This window comes from Kibdelosporangium persicum (assembly GCF_013280595.1).
Taxonomy (GTDB): domain Bacteria; phylum Actinomycetota; class Actinomycetes; order Mycobacteriales; family Pseudonocardiaceae; genus Kibdelosporangium; species Kibdelosporangium persicum.
This window is the reverse complement of record NZ_JAAATY010000032.1, coordinates 1-22345: the sequence shown is the minus strand read 5'-3', so window position 1 is coordinate 22345 and position 22345 is coordinate 1. Positions and strand designations below refer to the sequence as shown.

At 68.4% G+C, this 22345-nt stretch carries 18 protein-coding genes and 1 tRNA gene; 7 read left to right on the top strand and 12 right to left on the bottom strand.

The annotated features are described in order from the left end of the window. Positions 1-74: 74 nt before the first annotated feature. From prmC to GC106_RS37905, 9 genes are all read right to left on the bottom strand, one after another. Complete coding sequence (prmC, locus tag GC106_RS37945; RefSeq protein ID WP_173140591.1) at positions 75-938, bottom strand: peptide chain release factor N(5)-glutamine methyltransferase; 864 nt, start codon at positions 936-938, stop codon at positions 75-77. Positions 939-963: 25 nt separating this feature from the next. After that, positions 964-2019, bottom strand: coding sequence for a peptide chain release factor 1 (prfA, locus tag GC106_RS37940; protein WP_173140589.1), 1056 nt, complete (start codon positions 2017-2019; stop codon positions 964-966). A 78-nt stretch (positions 2020-2097) separates the two neighbouring features. Next, a complete protein-coding gene (gene rpmE, locus GC106_RS37935; protein ID WP_037268298.1) occupies positions 2098-2310 on the bottom strand; it encodes a 50S ribosomal protein L31 in 213 nt (70 codons plus the stop codon). A 234-nt stretch (positions 2311-2544) separates the two neighbouring features. Then, positions 2545-4509 carry a transcription termination factor Rho gene (gene rho / locus GC106_RS37930; RefSeq protein ID WP_312873207.1) on the bottom strand — a complete coding sequence of 655 codons (1965 nt, stop codon included), beginning with the start codon at positions 4507-4509 and terminating at the stop codon, positions 2545-2547. A 357-nt stretch (positions 4510-4866) separates the two neighbouring features. Then, the gene (gene thrB / locus GC106_RS37925) at positions 4867-5769 is read right to left on the bottom strand and encodes a homoserine kinase (protein WP_173140585.1); all 903 of its coding nucleotides are present in this window, start codon (positions 5767-5769) and stop codon (positions 4867-4869) included. Beyond that, on the bottom strand, positions 5766-6827 hold the full coding sequence (gene thrC / locus GC106_RS37920) for a threonine synthase (RefSeq protein WP_173140731.1): 1062 nt from the start codon (positions 6825-6827) through the stop codon (positions 5766-5768). Before thrC ends, thrB begins: the two co-directional genes overlap by 4 nt. An 8-nt stretch (positions 6828-6835) precedes the next feature. Further along, on the bottom strand, positions 6836-8113 hold the full coding sequence (locus GC106_RS37915) for a homoserine dehydrogenase (RefSeq protein WP_173140583.1): 1278 nt from the start codon (positions 8111-8113) through the stop codon (positions 6836-6838). Further along, positions 8110-9549 carry a diaminopimelate decarboxylase gene (gene lysA, locus GC106_RS37910; protein ID WP_173140581.1) on the bottom strand — a complete coding sequence of 480 codons (1440 nt, stop codon included), beginning with the start codon at positions 9547-9549 and terminating at the stop codon, positions 8110-8112. The genes GC106_RS37915 and lysA overlap by 4 nt, the downstream gene beginning before the upstream one ends. A gap of 3 nt (positions 9550-9552) precedes the next feature. Beyond that, complete coding sequence (locus tag GC106_RS37905; RefSeq protein ID WP_173140579.1) at positions 9553-10326, bottom strand: DALR anticodon-binding domain-containing protein; 774 nt, start codon at positions 10324-10326, stop codon at positions 9553-9555. A 79-nt stretch (positions 10327-10405) separates the two neighbouring features. Here GC106_RS37905 and GC106_RS37900 point away from each other — a divergent pair, with 79 nt between their 5' ends. From GC106_RS37900 to GC106_RS37890, 3 genes are all read left to right on the top strand, one after another. Then, on the top strand, positions 10406-11059 hold the full coding sequence (locus GC106_RS37900) for a thioredoxin-like domain-containing protein (RefSeq protein WP_312873206.1): 654 nt from the start codon (positions 10406-10408) through the stop codon (positions 11057-11059). Positions 11060-11132: 73 nt separating this feature from the next. Continuing rightward, complete coding sequence (locus GC106_RS37895) at positions 11133-11993, top strand: thioredoxin-like domain-containing protein (RefSeq protein WP_173140575.1); 861 nt, start codon at positions 11133-11135, stop codon at positions 11991-11993. Beyond that, positions 11990-12727 (top strand): DUF305 domain-containing protein, encoded by a 738-nt coding sequence (locus GC106_RS37890; RefSeq protein WP_312873205.1) that lies wholly within the window; start codon positions 11990-11992, stop codon positions 12725-12727. Before GC106_RS37895 ends, GC106_RS37890 begins: the two co-directional genes overlap by 4 nt. Here the strand turns inward: GC106_RS37890 and GC106_RS37885 are convergent. Beyond that, the gene (locus GC106_RS37885; protein ID WP_173140727.1) at positions 12724-13872 is read right to left on the bottom strand and encodes an ROK family transcriptional regulator; all 1149 of its coding nucleotides are present in this window, start codon (positions 13870-13872) and stop codon (positions 12724-12726) included. The genes GC106_RS37890 and GC106_RS37885 overlap by 4 nt on opposite strands. A 99-nt stretch (positions 13873-13971) precedes the next feature. Next, positions 13972-14889 (bottom strand): cation diffusion facilitator family transporter, encoded by a 918-nt coding sequence (locus tag GC106_RS37880; protein ID WP_173140573.1) that lies wholly within the window; start codon positions 14887-14889, stop codon positions 13972-13974. 117 nt (positions 14890-15006) lie between these two features. On the opposite strand from GC106_RS37880, the gene GC106_RS37875 reads away from it, so the two are divergent. After that, positions 15007-15078, top strand: a tRNA-Arg gene (locus GC106_RS37875). A gap of 642 nt (positions 15079-15720) precedes the next feature. Continuing rightward, the gene (locus GC106_RS48380; RefSeq protein ID WP_173140571.1) at positions 15721-17109 is read left to right on the top strand and encodes a tyrosine-type recombinase/integrase; all 1389 of its coding nucleotides are present in this window, start codon (positions 15721-15723) and stop codon (positions 17107-17109) included. Between the two features lie 383 nt (positions 17110-17492). Here GC106_RS48380 and GC106_RS37865 read toward each other — a convergent pair whose 3' ends face one another. Next, positions 17493-17801 (bottom strand): dihydrofolate reductase family protein, encoded by a 309-nt coding sequence (locus GC106_RS37865; protein ID WP_173140568.1) that lies wholly within the window; start codon positions 17799-17801, stop codon positions 17493-17495. A gap of 357 nt (positions 17802-18158) precedes the next feature. Between GC106_RS37865 and GC106_RS37860 the strand changes: the two genes are divergently transcribed. Both GC106_RS37860 and GC106_RS37855 read left to right on the top strand, forming a co-directional pair. Further along, positions 18159-18395 carry an ABC transporter permease gene (locus tag GC106_RS37860; protein WP_173140566.1) on the top strand — a complete coding sequence of 79 codons (237 nt, stop codon included), beginning with the start codon at positions 18159-18161 and terminating at the stop codon, positions 18393-18395. Between the two features lie 30 nt (positions 18396-18425). After that, positions 18426-21998 (top strand): jacalin-like lectin, encoded by a 3573-nt coding sequence (locus tag GC106_RS37855; RefSeq protein WP_173140564.1) that lies wholly within the window; start codon positions 18426-18428, stop codon positions 21996-21998. Positions 21999-22345: the final 347 nt, after the last annotated feature.

Genomic DNA, 22345 nt, shown 5'->3' with positions numbered 1-22345 from the left:
CGGTCGAGATGGCACGGACACGCCGCCCCGGCTCAGCCCGTCCGGCGTCACCTGACCAGGTGCGATCCCTGTTCTCATGACGTCCGGCGCCGCGCGGTGGCGAACCGCGGGCGGCCGGCCAGGTCCCTGTGATCCTCCACTTCGGACAGCACACTTCGGGCGGCCAGCAGTCGCGGGACCGAGGATCCTTGGGTGTCGTCGTGTTCGATGCCGACCCGGCCGCCGGGCTTGAGCAGCCGCGCGGCGCAGGAGATCACGGACCTGATGACGTCGAGCCCGTCCGGGCCGCCGAAGACCGCGATGCCGGGGTCGTGGTCGGCCACCTCCGGCGGGACCGGGGTGTCGTCGGGGACGTAAGGCGGGTTGCACAGCACGAGATCGACCGTGCTTTCCATGGACGCCAACAACTTCGGGTCGGTGACGTCACCGGAGTGCAGCCGGATCGGGGTGTCGCCTGCCTCGCGCCGGATGTCGGCGTTGCGCCGGGCCCAGGACAATGCGACGGGGTCGAGCTCGACGGCGTGCACGACGGCATCGGGCCGCGCCTGGGCGAAAGCCAGTGCGAGAGCACCGGATCCCGTGCACAGGTCGACCACGACGGGGGACGGGCCCACGACGGAAAGGCCCCATTCCAGCAGGAGATCCGTTTCCGGACGCGGCACGAACACACCAGGGCCCACGACCAACGGGATGGTGCCGAGCCAGCCGGTGCCGGTGATGTGCTGCAACGGTTCACGGGCCGCCCGGCGGGTCACGAGTTCACCGAAAGCGTCCACAACGGACGGATCGACGAGCGGCACCAACGGAAGACGGCTTCGTTCCACCCCAAGCACATGCGACGCCAGCAGTTCGGCGTCCACCCGCGGACTGTCCACACCGGCCTCGGCGAGGATTCGTTCGGCCTCGAGGATGGCCAGTCGCAGCGGGGTTCGGGTCACGGCGCCACAGCCTAGATCAGCGCGGTCAGCCCTGCGCGGACGCCAGTCGTTCGGCCCGGTCGGCCTCGGCCAGCGCGTCGAGCACGCCGTCGAGGTCGCCTTCCAGGACCTGGTCGAGGTTGTACGCCTTGTAGTTGACCCGGTGGTCGGAGATCCGGTTCTCCGGGTAGTTGTAGGTGCGCACCCGCTCGGACCGGTCGACGGTGCGGACCTGGCTGCGCCGCGAGTCGGAGGCCTTCTTGGCCGCTTCCTCGTCGGCCAGCGCCTGGAGGCGCACCTTCAGCACGTGCATGGCCTGCGCGCGGTTCTGCAGCTGGGACCGTTCGTTCTGGCAGGACACCACGATCCCGGTGGGCAGGTGGGTGATCCGGACCGCGGAGTCGGTGGTGTTGACGCTCTGGCCGCCGTGCCCGGACGACCGGAACACGTCGATCCGCAGGTCCTTCTCGTCGATCTCCACCTCGACGTCCTCGACCTCGGGGTAGACGAGCACGCCCGCGGCGGACGTGTGGATCCGGCCCTGCGACTCGGTGACGGGCACGCGCTGCACCCGGTGCACGCCGCCCTCGAACTTCAGCCGCGCCCAGACACCTTCGGCGTCGGCCGCCTTGGATTTCACCGAAAGGGTGACGTCCTTGTACCCGCCGAGATCCGACTCGGTCGCGTCGAGCACGTCGATCTTCCAGCCGCGCCGCTCGGCGTAGCGGGTGTACATCCGGAAAAGGTCGCCGGCGAACAGCGCGGACTCCTCGCCGCCCTCACCGGACTTGATCTCGACGAGCACGTCGGAACCGTCATGCGGGTCGCGGGGCAGCAACTGCTCGGACAGGCGCTCCTCCAGCTCGGGGATGCGCTTGCTCAGCGCCTCCGCCTCGGCGGCGAACGTCTCGTCCTCGGCCGCCAGCTCCCGTGCGGCGGTCATGTCCTCACGAGCGCTGTCGAGCTCGCGCAGGGTTTTCACGATCGGGGTGAGCTCCGAGTACCGGCGGCCGAGTTTGCGGGCACGCGCCTGGTCGGCGTGCACGGCCGGGTCGGCCAGTTCACGCTCCAGCTCGGCGTATTCCCTGAGCAACTCGTCCACGGTTTCACCCTCCTTCGCCAAGAACTCCGGACACGACAACGGCGCCCAGCCCTCGTGGGCCGGGCGCCGTGAACGCAGCTACTTCTTGCGCTTGCCGTAACGCGCCTCGAAGCGCGCGACCCGGCCACCGGTGTCCAGGATCTTCTGCTTGCCCGTGTAGAACGGGTGGCAGTTCGAGCAGACCTCGACGTGGATGGAACCGGAGGTCTTGGTGCTGCGGGTGGTGAACGTGTTGCCGCAGCCGCAAGCCACCTCAGTGGTGACGTACTCGGGGTGGATACCGCTCTTCACTGATCTCGCCTCTCGTTGTGGCCGCCGGGTCCCCTGCTTGATCTTCGGGGTGAACCGGAGCCGGACTCGACCTACTAGTGTGCCAGACGCGCTGACCAGCCAGTACAACACCTCCCCGGGGAGGTTTGTTCCCGCGCCCGTCCGCCCGTCCGCCCGTGGCTCCCCCTCGTGAGTGGTTATCAGGGTTCTAACCCGGATAACCACTCACGAGGGGTATTGAGCCTTTAGTCCTTCTCAGTCGTTGTCCGCGCCCGGGGTGGTCTTGGCCACCTGCATCAGGAACTCGATGTTCGTCCGGGTCTTGCGCAGCCGGTCGAGCAGCAGCTCAATCGCGGCCTGCGGCTCCAGGGCGTGCAGGACGCGGCGCAGCTTGTGCGTCACGGCCAGCTCGTCCGGCGAGAGCAGCAGGTCCTCCTTACGCGTGGACGACTGGTCGACGTCCACCGCGGGGAAGGTGCGCTTGTCGGCGATCTTGCGGTCCAGCTTGAGCTCGGCGTTGCCGGTGCCCTTGAACTCCTCGAAGATCACGCTGTCACCGGCGGAGCCGGTCTCGACCAGCGCGGTCGCGAAGATGGTCAGCGAGCCGCCGTTCTCGATGTTGCGGGCCGCACCCAGGAAACGCTTGGGCGGGTACAGCGCCGTCGAGTCGACACCACCGGACAGGATCCGGCCGGACGCCGGGGCCGCCAGGTTGTACGCACGACCCAGACGGGTGACCGAGTCGAGCAGCACCACGACGTCGGTGCCCATCTCGACGAGCCGCTTGGCCCGCTCGATCGCCAGCTCGGCCAGCATGGTGTGGTCCGAAGGCGGGCGGTCGAACGTCGCGGCGATGACCTCGCCGTCGACCGAGCGCTGCATGTCGGTGACTTCCTCGGGACGCTCGTCCACCAGGACCACCATCAGGTAGCACTCGGGGTTGTTCTTGGCGATCGCGTTGGCGATCTGCTGCAGAACAGTCGTCTTACCGGCCTTCGGCGGCGAGACGATCAGCGCACGCTGGCCCTTGCCGACCGGCATCACCAGGTCGATGACGCGGGTCGAGAGGATGTGCGGCTCGGTCTCGAGACGCAGCCGCTCGTTCGGGTACAACGGCGTCAGCTTGGTGAACTCCGGCCGGTTCTTGGCCTGCTCGGGGTCCATGCCGTTGACGGTCTCGACACGCACCAGCGGGTTGAACTTCTGCCGCTGCTGCTCGCCCTCACGCGGCTGACGGACCAGACCGGTGATCGCGTCACCGCGACGCAGGCCGTAGCGGCGCACGAGCGACAACGAGACATAGACGTCGTTCGGGCCCGCGAGGTAGCCGGAGGTACGCACGAACGCGTAGTTCTCCAGCACGTCCAGCACACCCGCGACGGGCAGCAGGACGTCGTCCTCACGCACCTCGGTGTCGGCGCCGCCGCCACCGGTGCCACCCTCGCCACGGCCACGACGGCGACGGTCACGGAACCGGCGGCCGCGGCGGCCGCCCCTCTCGTCGTCGTCCTCGTCGTCCTGCGCGTTGCTCTGGTTCTGGTTCTGCCTGCCCTGGCCGCCACGCTCGTTGCGGTCACCGCGATCCCCGCGGTCACCACGCTCGTTGCGGTCACCGCGGTCATTGCGGTCACCGCGGTCGTTGTTGCGCTCGCGCCGGTCCCGTCCCGGACGGTCCCCCTGCTGGCGCTCCTGGCGCTCCTGACGCTCCTCACGGCCGGCCTGCGGCTCCGGCTTGGTCTCGGCCTGCGGCTCCGGCTTCGGCTCGGCCTTGACCTCGGCCGTCTTGGCCTCGGCCTCCGGGCTGCCCGTGGGGCGGCCGGCACGGCGGCGACGGGTACGCGTCGGCGCCTGCTCCTCGTCCGCGGACGGGGCGGGCTTCTCGGCCTTCTCAGCGGCCGGAGCGGACTTCTCGATGGCCCGCTTGGGCTCCTTGGCAGACCTCGGCTGCTTGACTTGAGGCAGGTTGTCGAGCGGCAGCGTGTCCGCGGTGCCCCCACCGGACCCGCCCTGCCGCTCCTTGATCGCAGCGATCAAGTCGCCCTTGCGCATCCCGGTGGTCCCGGTGATGCCGAGCGTGCCGGCCAACTCGCGCAACTCCGCCAGCACCATGCCGGACAGCCCTGCACGGCGGCGCGGGGCACCGCCGTTGGAGCCGGCGACCTGGGACTTGCTCGAAGTGCCCGCAGCCGTGTCGCTGCTCAACAGATCGGTGTTGCTCACTAATGTCCTTCCTGACCGGTCCCCGCCTCCTACGTGGACCAGCGGACCGCCGCCCGACGGAACGCGGAACGGCTTGTCTCTCCTGTTTCGGCCAACCTTGTTCACGGCCTCGGCCACGACTTGGACCAGGCGTGCGACGGATTCGCCAATACGGAGCATCGGTCACCACGGCTGTCGGGAAACCCTTGGACATCGACTCCAGTTGGATGGGGCCGACATCCTTTACGGCAGATGCGACCCAGGAAGAAATCCCTGGGAACGACACCGGGCGCCCGCGCGCGCGGTGACTGAACGCCCCCGAGGGTAGACGGCGACGCAGCCACGTGCAACAACCACCCCCCGGCGCGTCGAGGTCGGTCAGAGGGCTCTGACCTGCACTCCAAGCCGGTCGACGGCCAGTTCCCGCGGGTCGAACCCGGTGAGGTCCACTCCATCGGGCAGTTTGCCGTCCTGGGTGAGCACCATCACGGTCGGGCCCGCGCCGGAGACCGTCGCGGCCAGCCCGTGCTCGCGCAGGATCTTGACCACCCGCAAACTCGCAGGCCAGGCCGCTTCCCGGTAGTCCTGATGCAGCCGGTCGGCGGTCGCTGGCAGTAGCAACCGCGGGTCGGCCGTGACGGCCTGGACGGCCAGCGCGGCGCGGCCCGCGGCGAACGCCGCGTCCGCGTGCGGGACACGATCCGGCAACAGTTGCCTGGTCACCGAGGTCTTCGAGGATTCACCCGGAATGAGCAACACCGGCCGGATCGCCGGATGCGGTTCGAGACGGACCGCGTGGTACCGGTCACCCTCCGTCCACGCCAGCACCAGACCGCCAAGGAGGCTGGCGGCCGCGTTGTCGGCGTGGCCTTCGAACTCCGCAGCAACCTGCAACGCCTGCTCGTCGAGTTCCATTCCCGCCAGGCCGTACGCGGCCGCGACGCCCGCGACGACGGCCGCCGCGGACGAGCCGAGCCCCCGCGAGTGCGGAATGGCGTTGCGACAGCGCAATTCCAGGCCAGGCGGCCGGAATCCGATGACCTCACCGGCGGCACGCAGGGCACGTACCACGAGATGGGCCTCGGTCCGGTCCACTTCGTCCGCACCCTCACCTTCGACGGTGATTTCCACACCCCGCGGGATGATCCGCGCCTCGATCACGTCGTGCAGCCCGAGAGCCAGCCCCAGCGCGTCGAACCCGGACCCGAGGTTGGCGCTGGAAGCGGGCACTTCGACCCGGACCGCGCCGGTCGGCCCCGCGGCCGGGTCCTCGGCGGTCATGCCAGTTCCAGGGCCGCGGCGACGGCGCCCGCGTCGACCGGAACCGGCTCGACCTCGTGCATCGCCAGCAACGCGGTGTCCGGGTCCTTCAGACCGTGCCCGGTGACCGTGCAGACCACCGTGGACCCGGCGGGCAGCCGGCCGTCGCCCGCCACCATCAGCAGTCCGGCCACACTCGCGGCCGACGCGGGCTCGACAAAAACGCCCTCCCGGCTCGCGAGCAAGCGGTACGCGTCGAGGATCTGCTCGTCGGTGACCGCGTCGATCAGGCCATCCGACTGGTCGCGGGCGGCGATCGCGCCGGTCCACGACGCCGGGCTGCCGATCCGGATCGCGGTCGCGATGGTCTCCGGGTTGCTCACCGGCTCGCCGTGCACCAGCGGCGCGGCCCCGGCCGCCTGGAAGCCGAACATCCTTGGCGCGCCGGGGATCACGCCGTCGTCGGCGTATTCGCGGTAGCCACGCCAGTAGGCGGTGATGTTGCCCGCGTTGCCCACCGGCAGGCAATGCACGTCCGGCGCGCGGCCGAGCACGTCGCAGATCTCGAACGCGGCGGATTTCTGCCCTTCGAGGCGAACCGGGTTGACCGAGTTGACCAGCGTGACGGGGTGGTCGGCCGCGGTCTTGCGCGCCAGCTCGAGGCAGTCGTCGAAGTTGCCGTCGACCTGGAGGATCCTCGCGCCGTGCACCACCGCCTGGGCCAGCTTGCCGAGCGCGATCTTGCCGCGGGGAACCAGCACCGCGCAGGTCAGCCCGGCGCGCGCGGCGTACGCGGCGGCCGACGCCGAGGTGTTGCCGGTGGACGCGCAGATGACCGCCTTGCTGCCCTCGGCCAGCGCGTACGTCATCGCCACGGTCATCCCGCGGTCCTTGAACGAGCCGGTCGGGTTGGCGCCCTCGACCTTCAGGTAGACCTTGCCGCCGGTCAGCTCGCCCAGGTACGGCGCCTCGACCAGCGGTGTCCCGCCTTCGCCGAGGGTGACCACCCGGGCGCCGCCCGGCACCCCGATCCGGCCCGGATAGGCGTGCACGATGCCCGGCCAGGCGGGTGAGATCACCGATGTGGTCATGACTCCTCGCCTTCGACCCGCATCACGCTGACCACCTCGCGCACCGCGGGCAGCCCGGCGACTTTGTCCACTGTGGACCTCAGGGCGGCGTCCGGCGCCGCGTGGGTGACGATCACCAGGCTGGCGTCGTCGGTCCGGCCCTCCTGCCGGACGGCCGCGATGCTCACGTCGTGCTCGGCGAACACCGCGGCGACACTGGCCAGCACACCGGCCTTGTCGGCCACGTCCAGGCTCAGGTGGTACCGCGTCTCGACCTGGCCGATCGGGCGTATTTCCAGTGCGGCGTAAGCGGATTCACGCGGTCCGCGACCGCCGTGCACCTTGTTGCGGGCCACCGCGACGAGGTCGCCGAGCACGGCGCTCGCGGTCGGCGAGCCACCGGCGCCCTGGCCGTAGAACATCAGTTGACCGGCCGCCTCGGCCTCGACGAAGACCGCGTTGAACGCGCCGCCGACGCCGGCCAGCGGATGGCTCCGCGGGATCATCGCCGGGTGCACGCGGACCGCGACCGAGTCGTCGACACGCTCGCAGATCGCCAGCAGCTTGATCGTCCGGCCGAGCGTGCGCGCCGCGACGATGTCGGCCGAGGTGACCGCGGAGATGCCCTCGCGGTGGACGTCCCCGGCGGTGACACGGGTGTGGAACGCGATGGACGCGAGGATCGCGGCCTTGGACGCGGCGTCGTAACCGTCCACATCGGCCGTCGGGTCGGCCTCGGCGTACCCGAGCCTGCTGGCCTCCTCGAGCGTTTCGCCGTAGTTGGCGCCGGTTTCGTCCATCGCCGACAGGATGTAGTTGGTGGTGCCGTTGACGATGCCCATCACGCGGGTGATCCGGTCACCGGCCAGCGACTCGCGCAGCGGCCGCAGCAACGGGATCGCACCGGCGACGGCCGCCTCGAAGTAGAGGTCCGCGCCCGACTCGTCCGCCGCGGCGAACAGCTCGCCGCCGCTCTCGGCCAGCAGCGCCTTGTTCGCCGAGACCACGGACTTGCCCGCCCGCAGGGCGTCCAGCAGCAGCGTGCGGACCGGCTCGATGCCGCCGATCACCTCGACCACGACGTCCACATCGGACGCGACCAGCCCGGCGGCGTCCGCGGTCAGCAGGTGCCTGGGCACGTCGCGGTGCCGGTCCGGCCTGCGGACCGCGATCCCGGCCAGCTCGACCGGCGCGCCGACTCTCGCGGCCAGGTCACCGGCCTGCTCGTCGAGCAGCCGGACCACCTCGGTGCCGACGGTCCCGCACCCCAGCAGCGCGACCCTGATCGGTTTCAAGACTGGACCTCCAGTGCGAACAGGTCGTCCTCGGTCTCCCGGCGCAGCAACAGCCGCGCCTGCCCCTCCTTGACCGCGACCACGGCGGGCCGCGGCAGCCGGTTGTACCCGCTCGACATGGCGTAGCAGTACGCGCCCGTCGCCGCGACCGCCACGAGATCGCCCGGCGCGACCGTGTCCGGCAGCCAGCAGTCCCGGACGATCACATCGCCTGCCTCGCAATGCTTTCCGACTATCCGGCTGAGCTTCGCCTGCGTGTCGCCTGCGCCTTCGTCGCTACGGCGTGACACCAGGCGCGCGTCGTACACCGCGTCGTAGAGCGCCGTGCGGATGTTGTCGCTCATCCCGCCGTCCACGCTGACGTAGCGCCGCGAGGAGCCCGCGCCGAGCGTGATGTCCTTGATGGTCCCGACTTCGTAGACGGTGACGGTGCCGGGACCGACGATCGCCCGGCCCGGTTCGACCGCGATCCGCGGCATCTCCAGGCCTTCGTGCTCGCACTCCTTGGACACGATGGTCCTGAGCTGCTCGGCCAGCCAGCCGGGCGGCGGCGGGTCGTCCTGCGGCGTGTAGGCGATCCCGAGCCCGCCGCCGAGATCCACGGTGGTCAGACCGGCGATGGCCTCGGCGCCGTGCTCGTCCCGCAGCTCGGCGAGCAGTTTGATCACGCGGTGCGCGGCCACCTCGAAGCCGTCGACGTCGAAGATCTGCGACCCGATGTGGCTGTGCAGCCCGACGAGCTGGAGACCGCCGGACTTCAGCGTGCGCCGCACCGCCTCCTGCGCGTCGCCCGAGGCCAGCGAGAACCCGAACTTCTGGTCCTCGTGCGCGGTGGCGATGAACTCGTGGGTGTGCGCCTCGACGCCGACCGTGACCCGGATCAGCACGGGCTGGACGACCTCGCGCTCCCGGGCGATCTGGTCGAGCCGGACGATCTCGTGGAACGAGTCGAGCACGACCGCGCCGATCCCGGCCTCGACCGCCGCGGTCAGCTCCGCGACGGACTTGTTGTTGCCGTGCAACGCGATCCGCTCCGGCGGGAATCCCGCCCTGAGCGCGATCGCCAGCTCACCGCCGCTGCAGACGTCCAGGCTCAGCCCCTCCTGCGCGACCCACCTGGCGATCTCGACCGACAGGAACGCCTTGGACGCGTAGTGCACCAGCGCCGGGTCGCCGAACGCCCTGGCGTGGTCGCGGCAACGCGAGCGGAAGTCGTCCTCGTCCATCACGAACAACGGCGTGCCGTACTTCTCGGCGAGCTCGCGGACGTCGACACCGGCCAACCGGACCGCACCGTCCTGCCCACGCGTGGCGTTGCGGGGCCACACCTGCTCAGGCAGCTCGTCGATCTCGGCGGGCGTCACCGGGCGTGGCCCGGCGGTGTTCGCGGGCAGCAGGACGTCCGCGTGCCGGGGTCCAGCGGGGTGGGCTCTCACTTCTCACATCCGTTCAGGGGCCGAGACACCGAGCGCCTCAAGGCCGTTCGCCAAGACTTGCCGCACCGCTCGCGACAGCCGCAGCCGCGCCAGGTGCACTGCGGCGACCTCCTCGTCGCCTTGCGGCAGGATCCTGCATTCCGGGGTGTCGTACCACCCGTGCAACGCGTCCGCCAGCTGTTCCAGGTACCGCGCGACCAGGTCGGGCGCGAGAACTTCGAACTCGCCGAGGGCCCGGATCACGGCACCCTCACGCTCGTGCGTCAACAACCCTAGATCGGCACAGGCCGGATCCATGCCGAATTTCACCGAGTTGTGCACCACTTGGCAGATCCGCGCGTGCGCGTACCGGACATTGAAGACCGGGTTGTCCCGTATCCGCCGTTCACGCAGGTCAGCGGGGACGTCCTGCCACGCCCCGGGCACGTGCGGCCGGGCCCCGTAGCGTTCGCCCGCCGCCTCGATGTCCGCGACGACGCTCGTCAGCGCGGCCGTGGTCAGCCTCAAGTTGACGAAGCCGGCCCCGGCCGCCTCGGCGGAGTCGATTCCGTCACATCCGGTCAACCGGCTGGCCAGCATCCGGGCGAGGTCGGGTGCGGACATCCCGGCGCGGTCGCCCACCCGCAGCGGGAGCGACGTCGAGTAGTCGCCGTGCGCCGGGTTTCGCGGCCGCCGCAAATCGACCGATTCGGGCAGCACGGTACTGTCGAGACCTCGACCAGCGAGGACCTCGACGGCAGCGGCCCGAACCTTCTCGGCGAGCGCGGCGGGGTTCACTCCGCAAAGTCTAGGTAGAGCGCCCCGACCTGGACGAACCGGCTCTTGCAGACCACCTGACGAAAGGGTGTCGCCGACCGTGCGTATCCGACCGATCCTCGCCGCCGGGCTCGTCCTGCTGGCCACCGCGTGCACCGGCGGCGGCGACCAGGCGACCGGCCAGAGCACCGCGCCGGCCACCGAGGACGCCGTGCCACCCGAGCAGCGCGACCGCTCGGTGCTGATCCCGGGCATCGAGATCAAGGCGTACAACGACCCGCAGCACGTCCGGGCGCCGCAGCGGGTGGCCTACGACGAGAGCCCCCCGTTCGGCGGAACCCACGACGCCTCCTGGGCGGCGTGCACCGGCGTGGTCTACACCAAACCGGTCCGCAATGAGAACATGGTGCACGCGCTCGAACACGGAGCCGTGTGGATCGCCTACAACCCGGAGACACTGCCGGCGGCGGGCGTGGAGGCACTGGCGAAGAGGGTCACGGGAGTGCCGTACATGGTGATGTCGCCGTACCCCGGCCTGGACAAGCCGGTCTCGCTGCAGTCGTGGGGTCACCGGCTCAAGCTCGACGACCCGGCCGACCCGCGCGTCGAAGCGTTCGTCAGCGCGCTCAAGCAGAACCGCTACACCCACCCGGAACCGGGCGCGCCCTGCGAGAACCCGACGTTCGACCAGGAGAACCCGCCGCCGTTCGACCCGGCCCCGGCGCCGGACGGCTCCGCCCCGGTCGGCAGTTGACACCCAGCAGACACACTGTCCTTACACTGTCCCACGGTGGTCGGTAAGTAACGAAACGAGGTCCGAGATCGGCATGGCCAGCGGCACGAAGAACAAGGGCGGCTCCAAGTCGGCAAAAGGCGCGAAGGGCAGTGTCAGGGCCGCACGGTCCGCGGCCGCTGTCAAGAAGCCCAAGCCGTGGGGCACAGTGGCGATCGTCTTCGGCCTCGTCGTACTGGCCGTGGTCGTGATCGGCTACTCGGTCATGCGCGTGAACGAGGCCACCGCGTGGCGGCCCTCGGACAGCAACAGGGACCCGTCCGAGGACATCCCGGGCGTGGTGAAGGTGGACTACCAGGCCGCCATGCACGTCAAGGCCACCCAGCGGGTCGCGTACGACCAGTCGCCGCCGTTCGGCGGGCCGCACGACGAGATCTGGGCGGACTGCAACGGCATGGTCTACGCGACGCCGGTGCGCAACGAGAACATGGTCCACATGCTCGAGCACGGCGCGGTCTGGATCGCCTACAACCCGGACAAGGTGCAGGGCGCCGACCTCGACGCGCTGAAGAACAAGGTCTCCGGCCAGGACTTCATGGCGATGTCGCCGTACCCGGGCCTGGACAAGCCGCTCTCGCTGCAGTCGTGGGGCCACCAGCTCAAGCTGGACAGCGTCAACGACGAGCGGATCGACCAGTTCATCCAGTCGCTGCGCCGCAACGAGTACCAGTACCCGGAGCCCGGTGCCCGCTGCGACACCCAGCCCGGTTTCGACCCGACCAACCCGCCGCCGCTGGACACCACGCCGCCGCCCGCCGACGCGGTGAAGATGGACGGCACCGGCGCCCAGCAGGGCCAGGTCTCCAACGGCCAGGAAGTGCCGCCGGCCTCCGGCTCGCCGGCCCCGTCGGCTCCGTCCGCCCCGGCCTCCGGCTCGCAGCCGCCAAGCCAGTGACCGTCGACGATCGCGTGGACGACGAGGCTCTTGTCGACGAGGACGAGGATCCCCGCCCGAGCGGGCAGCGGATCCTCATCTTCTCGGCCGCGGCCCTGGCCATCCTGCTCGTCGGAGCCGCGATCGGGATGCTGATCACCCTGGCCGTCACCGACCAGACGGCGGCCAACCCCGGTCCGGACTCGGTGGACGTCGGTTTCGCGCAGGACATGACCACCCATCACCTGCAGGCCGTGACCATGGCCAGCTGGGCGCGTGACCACACCGAGGACCCGACGATCAAGACGCTCGCCTTCGACATCGAAGGCACCCAGAAGGCCCAGGTCGGCATGATGGCCGGCTACCTGGACATCTGGGGGCAGCCGGAGAGCCGTCCGCCGGGCCGGCAGGCGATGAGCTGGATGTCCACCAACGCCTCGGGCGCGCACCAGCACGGCTCGATGCCGGACCACCCGGGCATGCAGCCTGGGCAGCTGATGCCCGGCATGGCCAGCCAGGACGAACTGGTCCAGCTGCGCAAGAAGACCGGCAAGGACCTGGACGTCTACTTCCTGCAGCTGATGATCCGCCACCACGAGGGCGGCCTGTCGATGGCGCAGTACGGCCAGGAACACGTGCAGCTGGCGCCGTTGCGCAACCTGGCGCGCACGATCGTGACGTCGCAGAACGGCGAAGTGCAGTACATGAAGAGCCTGCTGGCTGAGCGCGGAGCCCAGCCGCTGCCAGGGTCCTAGGAGGTCCTGAGCTCCAGCGCGCGATCGAACACCACTTCGCGCGCGGAGCGCAGGCCCATCGCGATGGCACCGGACTGCACGGCTGTCTCCCCCAACTCCCCGGCCACGATCCGTGGCCGCAGCGGCGTCGTGCCGCGCAGCGCCTGCTCGAGCGGCTCGGCGAGCAAGTCGGTGTTGGAGCCGATGCCGCCGCCGAGGACGACGAGTTCCGGGTCGATCACGGCCGCGACGGCGCCCACGACGAACGCGAGCTGCTTGGCCTCTTCGCCGACCGCCTTGAGCGCCGGCTCGTTGCCTTTCCTGGCCAGTTCGAAGACGTCCTTGGCGCTCCTGACGTCCACCAGGCCCTGCTGATGGGCCTTGCGGACCACGGAGTCGCCGGAGACCTCGGTTTCCAGCATGCCGCGCTCCGGTGGCGTGCCTTGCGCCGTGCCGTACGGCAGATAGCCGATTTCGCCCGCCGCCCCGTGCGCGCCGCGGAACAGCTGGCCGTTGACGACGATGCCCATACCGATGCCCGTGCCCACCGTGATGCACACGAAGGTTTCGGCGCCGCGTGCCGCTCCGGCGGTCAATTCCCCTACCGCGGCAAGGTTCGCGTCGTTCTCCACGACGACGCCTTCGCCCAGTGCGCCGGTGAGTTCGTCGATCAGGCCGCGCCTGCCCCAGCCCGGCAGGTTCTGCGCGTGCTGTAGTCCGCCGGTCTCCTTGTCCGGAACACCAGGGCTGCCAACGACTTTGGCGACCACGTCGGCGGGGCTGATGCCGGCTTCGGCGACCGTGCGCTCGCCGAGATCGCCGACCAGCCGGACGAGTCCGCGGGCGCTGCGACAGCGGTTGCGTTCGTCCACTCTGGACACAATGGCACCGGACAGGTCGGCGACCGCGAGCCGCAGCCGTTCCCGCCCGATGTCGATGCCGAGCACGAAGCCCGCGGCCGGGTTCTCCCCGTAGACAACGGCGGACCGGCCGGGTCCGGTGGACGTGCGGCCGATCTCGCGGACCAGTTGGCGCCGTTCGAGATCGAGCAGTGCCTGGCCGACAGTGGGCTTCGACAGGCCGGTGTCCTTGGCGACCTGCGGGCGCGTCGCGGGGCCCGCGGTGCGCAACCGGGCCAGCACGGCACGTTGGTTCAGCTCACGCATTCCGGCCGGCGTGCCCACCTGCGGCGTTCTGCCCACGTATCACTCCTTCGCCGGAAACCTCAGGCGAGTGTACGCGGCGGGGTTAGGAAATCTTCCTAACTACCAGCTGAGTTCCCGGCATTTGACGGAAGGTTGCTCGACCTGGAGCGTCGCGTGGTCGATCGAATAACTGTCCGCGAGCAGACCTTGCGCCGCGACAAGGATGCCGGCCTGGTCGGCTCCGTCCACCATGGTCAGATGCGCGGAGACGACCTCCATGCCGCTGGTGAGCGTCCAGACGTGCAGGTCATGAACCTCACACACGCCAGGCAACCGGGTCAGGTCGGCGGTCATCTGCTTGATGTCGACGCCTTCGGGGGCGTGCTGGAAGAGAATGCGCAACGCACTGCGACCAAGCCGGTACGCACGGGGAAGAACGAAAAGGCCGATGCCGATACCGATGACGGGGTCGGCGTACCGCCAGCCGAAGAAGAGGGTGGCGAGACCGGACACCAGAACGCCGATGGACCCGATCATGTCGGCCATGACTTCGAGATAAGCACCCCGGACATTGAGGCTCTCCCGGGCGCCGTCCTTCAACAGAAGGAAAGCGACGACGTTCAGGACAAGGCCGACGGCGGCGACGATGGTGACCGGCAACCCAGGAACCTCAGGCGGAGCGCTGAACCGCCCCACGGCCTCGTAGAGCACCCAACCCGCGACACCGAAGAGAAGCACGGCGTTGACAAGCGCGGCCAACACCTCGCTGCGGTAAAGCCCGAACGTCCGCCCGTGCCCCGTCTTGGCCTTTTTCGCGACGACAATGGCAACCGCGGCGAGCGCCACCCCGAAGACATCGGTGAAGACATGCGCGGAGTCAGCCAGCAACGCGAGAGACGACGTGGCAAGCCCCACCGTGAGCTGAAGGACGAACGTGACGAGCCCCAGCCCCACGGCGATCCAAAGCCGCCTTAGGTGCCGTCCCCCCGCGGACATCGCCTGCTCCGGCGACACCCCATGCCCATGTCCGTGCCCCATCACTCCTCCTCACTCCCAGGCAACGTATAGCGACATGCGCATGAATGCAACCCGCCGATGGACGCCCCTCGCGAATACCCGGACGACAGGTACGCTAAGCTTCTGTTCGCAAGGCCAGCCCCCGTAGCTCAGGGGATAGAGCACCGCCCTCCGGAGGCGGGAGCGCAGGTTCGAATCCTGCCGGGGGCACTCATCAGGGCGCCGAGGACCTACCTGCGGTAAATCCGCAGGTAGGCCGCTCTTTTCCGAGTGTCGGCGAGGCTCCGTCAACCGCACTGCCAGTGGTCCAGAAAGAGGCCACATGACATGACGGATGACGTAACTGTCTTCCCCCACAATTCCGATCCTCACATCGTCTTGATCGTCCGGTCGATGCGTACACCTCGTCACCACGCCGGGTCCCGAAGCAATGCCAATGGCTTGCCTGCCAGCCGAACCCGACTTCCTCGGCGGACATAGACGTAGCGGTGTCGGCACGATTCTGTTGGGGGGTCAATCTTTCTGCGGCTTGAGCGGCGACGGTGACATGGTCGCGTTCCAGGCACGGCGTCCGAGCCAGAACGGATCTGACAGCGACGTCCGTCCTGCGCTCGCGGCCAAGCTCGTCCCTGAATTGATCTTCGGCCAGGAGGCCAGCCATGTCACGGTGGGATTGAAGTCAGCGTTTCGTGACATGACTGCTCATGACACGAGCTACACCGCTCCGAGCTGGGAATATGCCTGGTCTGCAGCGCGGTCGACGCGCTATCACCCAGGTGTTGTTTTCGCCCGGGAGATGGCCTCACCCCTCGAAACCCGCCGCCGGAACCTCCGTCTGGGGGTGTCAGGACGGTGGCTCGACCGAAAGACGCCACCGCCAGTCGTGCCGATCGCCTGGGCAGCATCGGCATCCTGCCCAGCGGATCACTCCGCATCCGCGTATACGCCGGTCTCACCCCAGACACCAAGCGCCCACGCTACCTGTCCGAGACAGTCCCATCAGGACCTAACGCCGATGACGAAGCCGAACGGGCCCGGCTACGACTAATCACCATCGTGGAGCAGCAACGCGGACTGCGCCTGCACGCCACCCTCGACGAGCTGATCACCCGGCACATCGCCCTCATGCCCGGCGCCACGTCGACCAAGACCAACTACCGCGGCTACCACCGCAACCACATCAGTCCGCTGATCGGCCATCTCTCAAGCGGCATGGTCGCCGCGGAAACGCTGGACGAGTTCTACGGCGAACTCGCCCGATGCCGCGAGCACTGCACCGCAGACCCCACAACAGCTCCGGCAGATGCCAGCCATGAATGCCGACCGTTGGGCGCCGCGTCGATCCGCAAGATCCACTTCCTGATCACCGCGGCCTACCGATCCGCCATACGCTGGCACTGGACCACCCACAACCCTGCCACCCTGGCGAACCCACCCCGCAAACCACACCCCCGACCCCAACCACCAACACCCACCGAAGTAACCCGCATCCTCACCCACGCCTGGAACCAACCCGACCCCATGCTGGGCATCGCGACCTGGACAGCCATCGCCACCGGCGCACGACGCGGCGAACTCTGCGCCCTGCGCTGGACCAGCTTCGACGCCGACCGCCGGGTCCTGCACATTCGGGCCAGCATCGCCCACGACGGATTCGGCCTGGTGGAAAAGAACCCCAAACTGGGCCACGACCGAGAGATCGCGCTCGATCGCGACACGACGGCGTTGTTGGTCGCGTACCGTGATCATTGCCGTCGGCAGGCAGCGGCGCACGGGACCGAGCTTGCGCCGGACGGTTTTCTTTTCTCGCTGGTTCCTGATGGGTCGGTGTGTCTTGCTCCCGCGTCACTGGGCCAGCGGTTTCACCGCCTGGTCGCCTCCCTGGGTATCAAGACCACCCTGCACAAACTCCGCCACTACAACGCCACCGAACTCATCCTCGCCAACGTCGACCTGCGCACCGTCGCCGGGCGCCTCGGCCACTTCGACTGCAGCACCACCCTTACCACCTACACCGCCTGGATCAACGAAGCCGACCAACGCGCCAGCACACAACTCGTCGAGCGCCTCCCCCTGCGGCTCGCCGTCACCCCACAGCACCGCCGCCATGCCGTGCCGCCATCACAACCTCGCAGCATCTCCTCACACATTCGCCCAGGAACTGCGCGCGGCCATGCGGTCGAGTTTGTGGAAATAGTGACGATCCTGCCGGGCTGGCTGCAACACCCTGGAGCCTTATGACGATAAGACCATGGGACGCCGGGGGTGAGATACTCAGGCGATCTGACGCATCACGGAAGAGAACAGCTCTCTGACCGAAGCGGACGATGAGCGGTAATTCCGAGAAGGATTGATCGCCGAATCCCGTCGTGTGCGGATTCCCAGCCTTCCCCTTCGGGTGTTCACCATGTTTGTCGGCGAAGACGATGACGATGAGAATGTCACCGACGACGAATACCACGACTACCTGCCTCCCGACATCCCCGCCGCTGAGCGAGATGCCGCACACGCTCGACGCGGAGCGATCATCATGGCGGAGGTTTCTTCGTTCTTTCGTTTGCTGCGTAGTTCGCGTAGGCCCGAACCAAACGCCAGGGGAACAAGGGCGCTGTAGCCGGAGGGGGTCATCGCTGGTAGTTCAGCATCAGGAAGTCGCCGTCTCGGACCACTGAGGACAGCTGCAAGCGTCGCAGGTCCGGCAGGATCGGCCCGTTCACAATCCGGCCGCCGTCTCCGGCAGCACGCCGTGGAGACACAGCCAGGCACACCTCATCCACCAGGTCCGCCGCGATCAGACTGCCGAACAGGCGTGGACCACCTTCATAGTTGATTCGCCGCAGCCCGCGCTTCTCCAACTCGGCTAGGGCGGCGACACGGTCTACCTGGCCCCTGCGGAGTATCTGAAGTCTGCCCTCTGGCTGTGACCTGCGCATTAGGCTGCTGTGGGTTCGTACTCGTTGATCAACCCGCCGAGGATCGGTCGGCGGCGAACCCGGGCGTGACTCGGGTGTGGAATCGGGCGGTCAGGTCGTGGCGGCAGGTAGTGGCCTGCTCGGTTCGACGTTGCCGCCGTGACTGGTTCGCGCACTTGTCGACGGCCAATTGGATCGCAACGGTAGATGATCTGCCGACAAATGGGTGGCACCGTGAAAGCCGGATGACGAGCCTTTACGCCGCTTGGATTACATCCCTTGACTCTGTCTGACGCCCGCGTCACGCTCATCGGACATTGCTCAATTCTGTTCGGGGACGAGCGCTGCGGGGATCTCACGCCAGTCAAAGGAGTCGAAATGGGAAAGTCGCTGCGACGCCGCTTCTGGGTGCAGACAGTATTGGCCGGAATCACCGGTCTGATGACGATTGTCACGCTTCTCTGGCGGGACTGGATCGAGATCCTTTTCGATAGCGGGCCGGATCAAGGCAGCGGCGCGTTCGAATGGCTGATCGTCGGAGTGCTCGCCTTGGTGACCATTATTCTCGCGGTAGCGGCGAGGTACGAGTTCCGCCGGGTAGCGCCGGCGTCCTGATCGATTTCCTGTTTCCTCCGGAGGGAACTCATGCCAGACGAGCCTGATCCCGTCCTGCCGCCAGCCGAACCGGAAGGTGGTCCGTACGCCCGCGAGGCCGCTTTTCTCAGCACACGGCTCATCCCGGCACAGCCGGAGGAAAGCCCGCCCCAGCCGCTGATCGCCGATGCGGAAGAGCCGGGCGCCGAGGAGGTGGTCACCCTGGCGGCGGACCAGGTCCCGCCCGACTTTCGCACCCGGCGGCTGAACGAGTTCCGTGCGATCCAGCAACCGCGTCCGGCCGTGCGCGACGATGCCGGGATGCCGCTCGCCCCGGTCGAACCGCCGCTGGAAAACTGGGTGCCGATCGGCCCGTCGGTCGTCCGGCAGGGCCAGTCGGGCGCCCAGGCGGCGACCAGCGGGCGAACCCCGGGAATCGCCGTGGCCCCCGGCGGGCGGCGGGTCTACATCGGAGCCGCGAACGGCGGGGTGTGGCGGTCGGACGACGCCGGCCGGACCTGGGAGTCCATGATGGACGGGTTCGACCTCGACGCCGTGCAGCAAGGTCGATCGGATTCGCTCTCCATCGGCGCGATCGCTCTTGACCCTGGCGATCCGGACCGGCTGTTCGTGGGGACGGGGGAGGGCGCCGCCGCCATGTTCTTCGGTGTCGGACCGGTCGTCACCGCTGACGGCGGCCGCACCTGGCGGACCGAGCCGGTGGCGCCGGACAGCGATCCGTTGGCGGGCAGCGCTTTCTATGCACTCGCCGTGGATCCGAAGCACACCAACCGGGTCGTCGCCGCCACGCACGCGGGTCTCTACTGCCGCGAACCGGACAGCGAGAGGTCTGCCGACGGCAAGCCGGGTTTCCAGTGGGTTCAGAAGAAGAAGGGCACGGGGTACTGGAGGCAGGGGCCGACGTGGACGAGCGTGGTCGCGGCGGCTTCGGATTCCGGCACCACCTTCTTCGCCGCGGCCAGGTGGACCGAGAATGGCGTGGATAAGGGTGAGGTCTACCGCTCGTTCGACGGGGACACGTGGGTGGCGGTCGGTACCGATTTTCCCGCGGGGGACATCGGCCGAATAGGCCTCGGTGTGCAGGCCGGCAATCCGATGGTGGTCTACGCACTGGTGGAAAAGCGGAGCAACCACCACTTCCGCGGCGTTTACCGGCTCGACATCGCGAACGGGAACTGGCTCGGCATAACCGAAGCCACGGAACCCCGGCTGCTGCCCGAACTGTTCGGTCCGCCGAACAGCCTCGTCGGCCAGGGTTCCTATGACCTGGCCATCGCGGTGGATCCCGGGAACGTCAACCGGATTTACCTCGGCGGGTCAATTAAAGCGTCGAACGGCGACTGGTCGGCATCGGTCTACCGGTGCGAGGTCACCCCGTCGGAGAAGTCCGTGAGCCTCAAGGCGACTTACATCGGCAATTCGGCACACGGCGACATTCACACGCTCGTCTTCACACCGGGCGACTCCGACCAGTTGTGGATGGGCTGTGACGGCGGGGTGTTCGTCAACGAAAGTCCCATCACGAAAGACGATGCCTTCGAGTCCCGCAATACCGGTCTGGCCACGCTCACCGTCAACTACGTGGGGCAGCACCCCCTTGAGGACGCGGTCGTCCTGGCAGGCACCCAGGACAACGGCGCGGTGCGGTACACCGGCGAGGAGGCCTGGCTCTATTCGGCCGGCGGTGACTGCGGGTACGCCGTCGTCAACTGGGCTGATCCCTACAAGATGCTAGCGACCTACGTTCGCGGCGGGGTCAGGCTCACGACCGATGGAGGCAGACGGTACAGCTACACCTCAGTCGATGTCCCCCTGGCGGACAAGGAGCCGTGCGAGTTCTACGCCCCCTTGACCGGCGCGCCCCGTAACCCGGACGCACCAGCGGAGGCCGACCTGGTCGCCTTCGGCTCCGATCGGCCGTGGATCAGCAGCGAATTCGGTGCCAACTGGAAGTCCATCCCGGCCGACGATCGCACTGACGCGCTCAACGGCACGATCCTGTCGCTCGCTTTCGCTTCGGCGAAGACGCTTCATGTAGGCACGCGCAACGGCGGCGTATATCGGTTCGACCATGAGGGCGGTTCGTGGCGGCGGACGCGGCTGGACACCTCGGGCGCGCCAGGTCCACGACCGCCGGTACGGCCGGTGACGGCGATTGCCGTCGATCCGTGGGACCCCACCGGGACCTCGATCTTCATAGCGCTCGGCGCGTACCAAGACTACCGGCACGTGTGGCGCTTCAACGGCTCGGCGTGGTCCTCGGCGAGCGGGCCCGTCGAGACGCCGATCACGTCGTTCTTCGGTTCCATCTCGTCGGATGGCACCCAGTCGTATGTAGCGTCGATCGGGTTCACTGCTGGGGAGCGATACGGCTCGACCGGCAACGGCATCGCATTCGACGACGCGGACGCCACCAAGGCCGCCGGGCCGTTGACGAAGCTCACCGTGCGGCACGGGGACATCGTCGACTGCATTCAGGCCACGTACGGGACGACGGTCCTTCCCGCACACGGCGGCACGGGCGGGAGTGCCACCGACATCCCGATCCAAGCCGACGATCCGCTGGTGGAGATCTGGGGGTTCACCGGCTCGTGGTTCGGCCGCGAGCACGTGCTGCAGCTCAGCCTGCGCACCCGTAGCGGCACGGTCCACGGACCATTCGGCACCCGGAAGTACGCGAGCTCGTACCGCAGGTTCAGGTACGCGGTGAAGCCCAGCCCCGGGCGCCTGCTGGACGTTCACACGAGCGCGCTCGTGGCCGATCCCTCCTGTCCCGGCAGGTTGTTCGCGGGTGCGGACATCGGCGTCTGGGTGACCGAAGACCACGGCGCGACGTGGCGGCCTTACTCGGAGGGCTTGCCGGATGCCGCGGTTCTCGACCTCGCCCTGCACAAGGAGCGGCGGCTGCTCAGGGCGTCCACGCATGGCAGGGGTGTGTGGGAACGGCGGATCGACAGCCCTTCGGCGGCGCCTGTCGAGCTTTTCGTACGAGACACGCAACTGGACCAGGGCCGGTTCCCGACGGTCGACGACGGCAAGCTCGATCCAACGGTGCAGAACCAGCCGGTGAACCCTTCTCGTGGGCCGGACATCAAGGTGGACGGCGGCCGGCTGCTGCCCAAGGAGATCGACTTCCACCAGTTCGTCGACAAGCTCGCCGACCCGGCGGGGCCGTTGAGCTTCCGGCGGGGTTCGCCGGACGTCACGCGGGTTTTCGTCCAGGTGCACAACCGTGGCGTGAAGCAGGCCTCGGATGTCAGGGTGTGGCTGCTGGCGGCGAACGCGACCACGGCGATTCCCGCACTGCCGGCCGGGTTCGAGTCGAGCATCCTGACGTCTCCGGTGAGTTTCGCGGGCTGGTCGGTGTCCGGACCTGTTGTCCTGAACGGACTCAAGGTGGGTGTTCCGCGGATCGCGGCGTTCGAGCTGACCGCTGACCAGTTGCCCGGTTCCCTTGCCGGCACCGGTCCGCGCAAGCTGTGCCTGCTGGCCCTTGTGCATCATGCGGACGACCGGTTCACGAACGGCACCAGCGACGCCACCCGGTTGAGCCTCGCGGACAGAAAGGCCGCGTTCAAGATCTACGACGTTGAACTGGCGTGACCGGCGCTACGGCTTGCCAGTGCTCGGGCCTGTGCCGCTCAAAACTCATTGCCGCAGTTAGGTCGTGTTTCAAATGCCCGATCGCGATAGCCGGGCCGGATGCGGCCCCTGACGCCACCGAGCCGATTCCGGCCTCCGGCCGGGGCAGACTCTCATCGACCGGGACATCCGAAACACGACCTAGGTGTTGCGGGTCATGAGGTTGTTGACGCCGGGCAGGGCCTGAGGATGGGGACGGGTCTTTCGGCGGCAGGATGAGAAGTACCACCAACTCGTCCGCCGAGCAGAAAGACCCGTCCATGCTCCACCGTAACGCCCCGCTGTCGGTAGAAGGCCGCCGCCGTCTG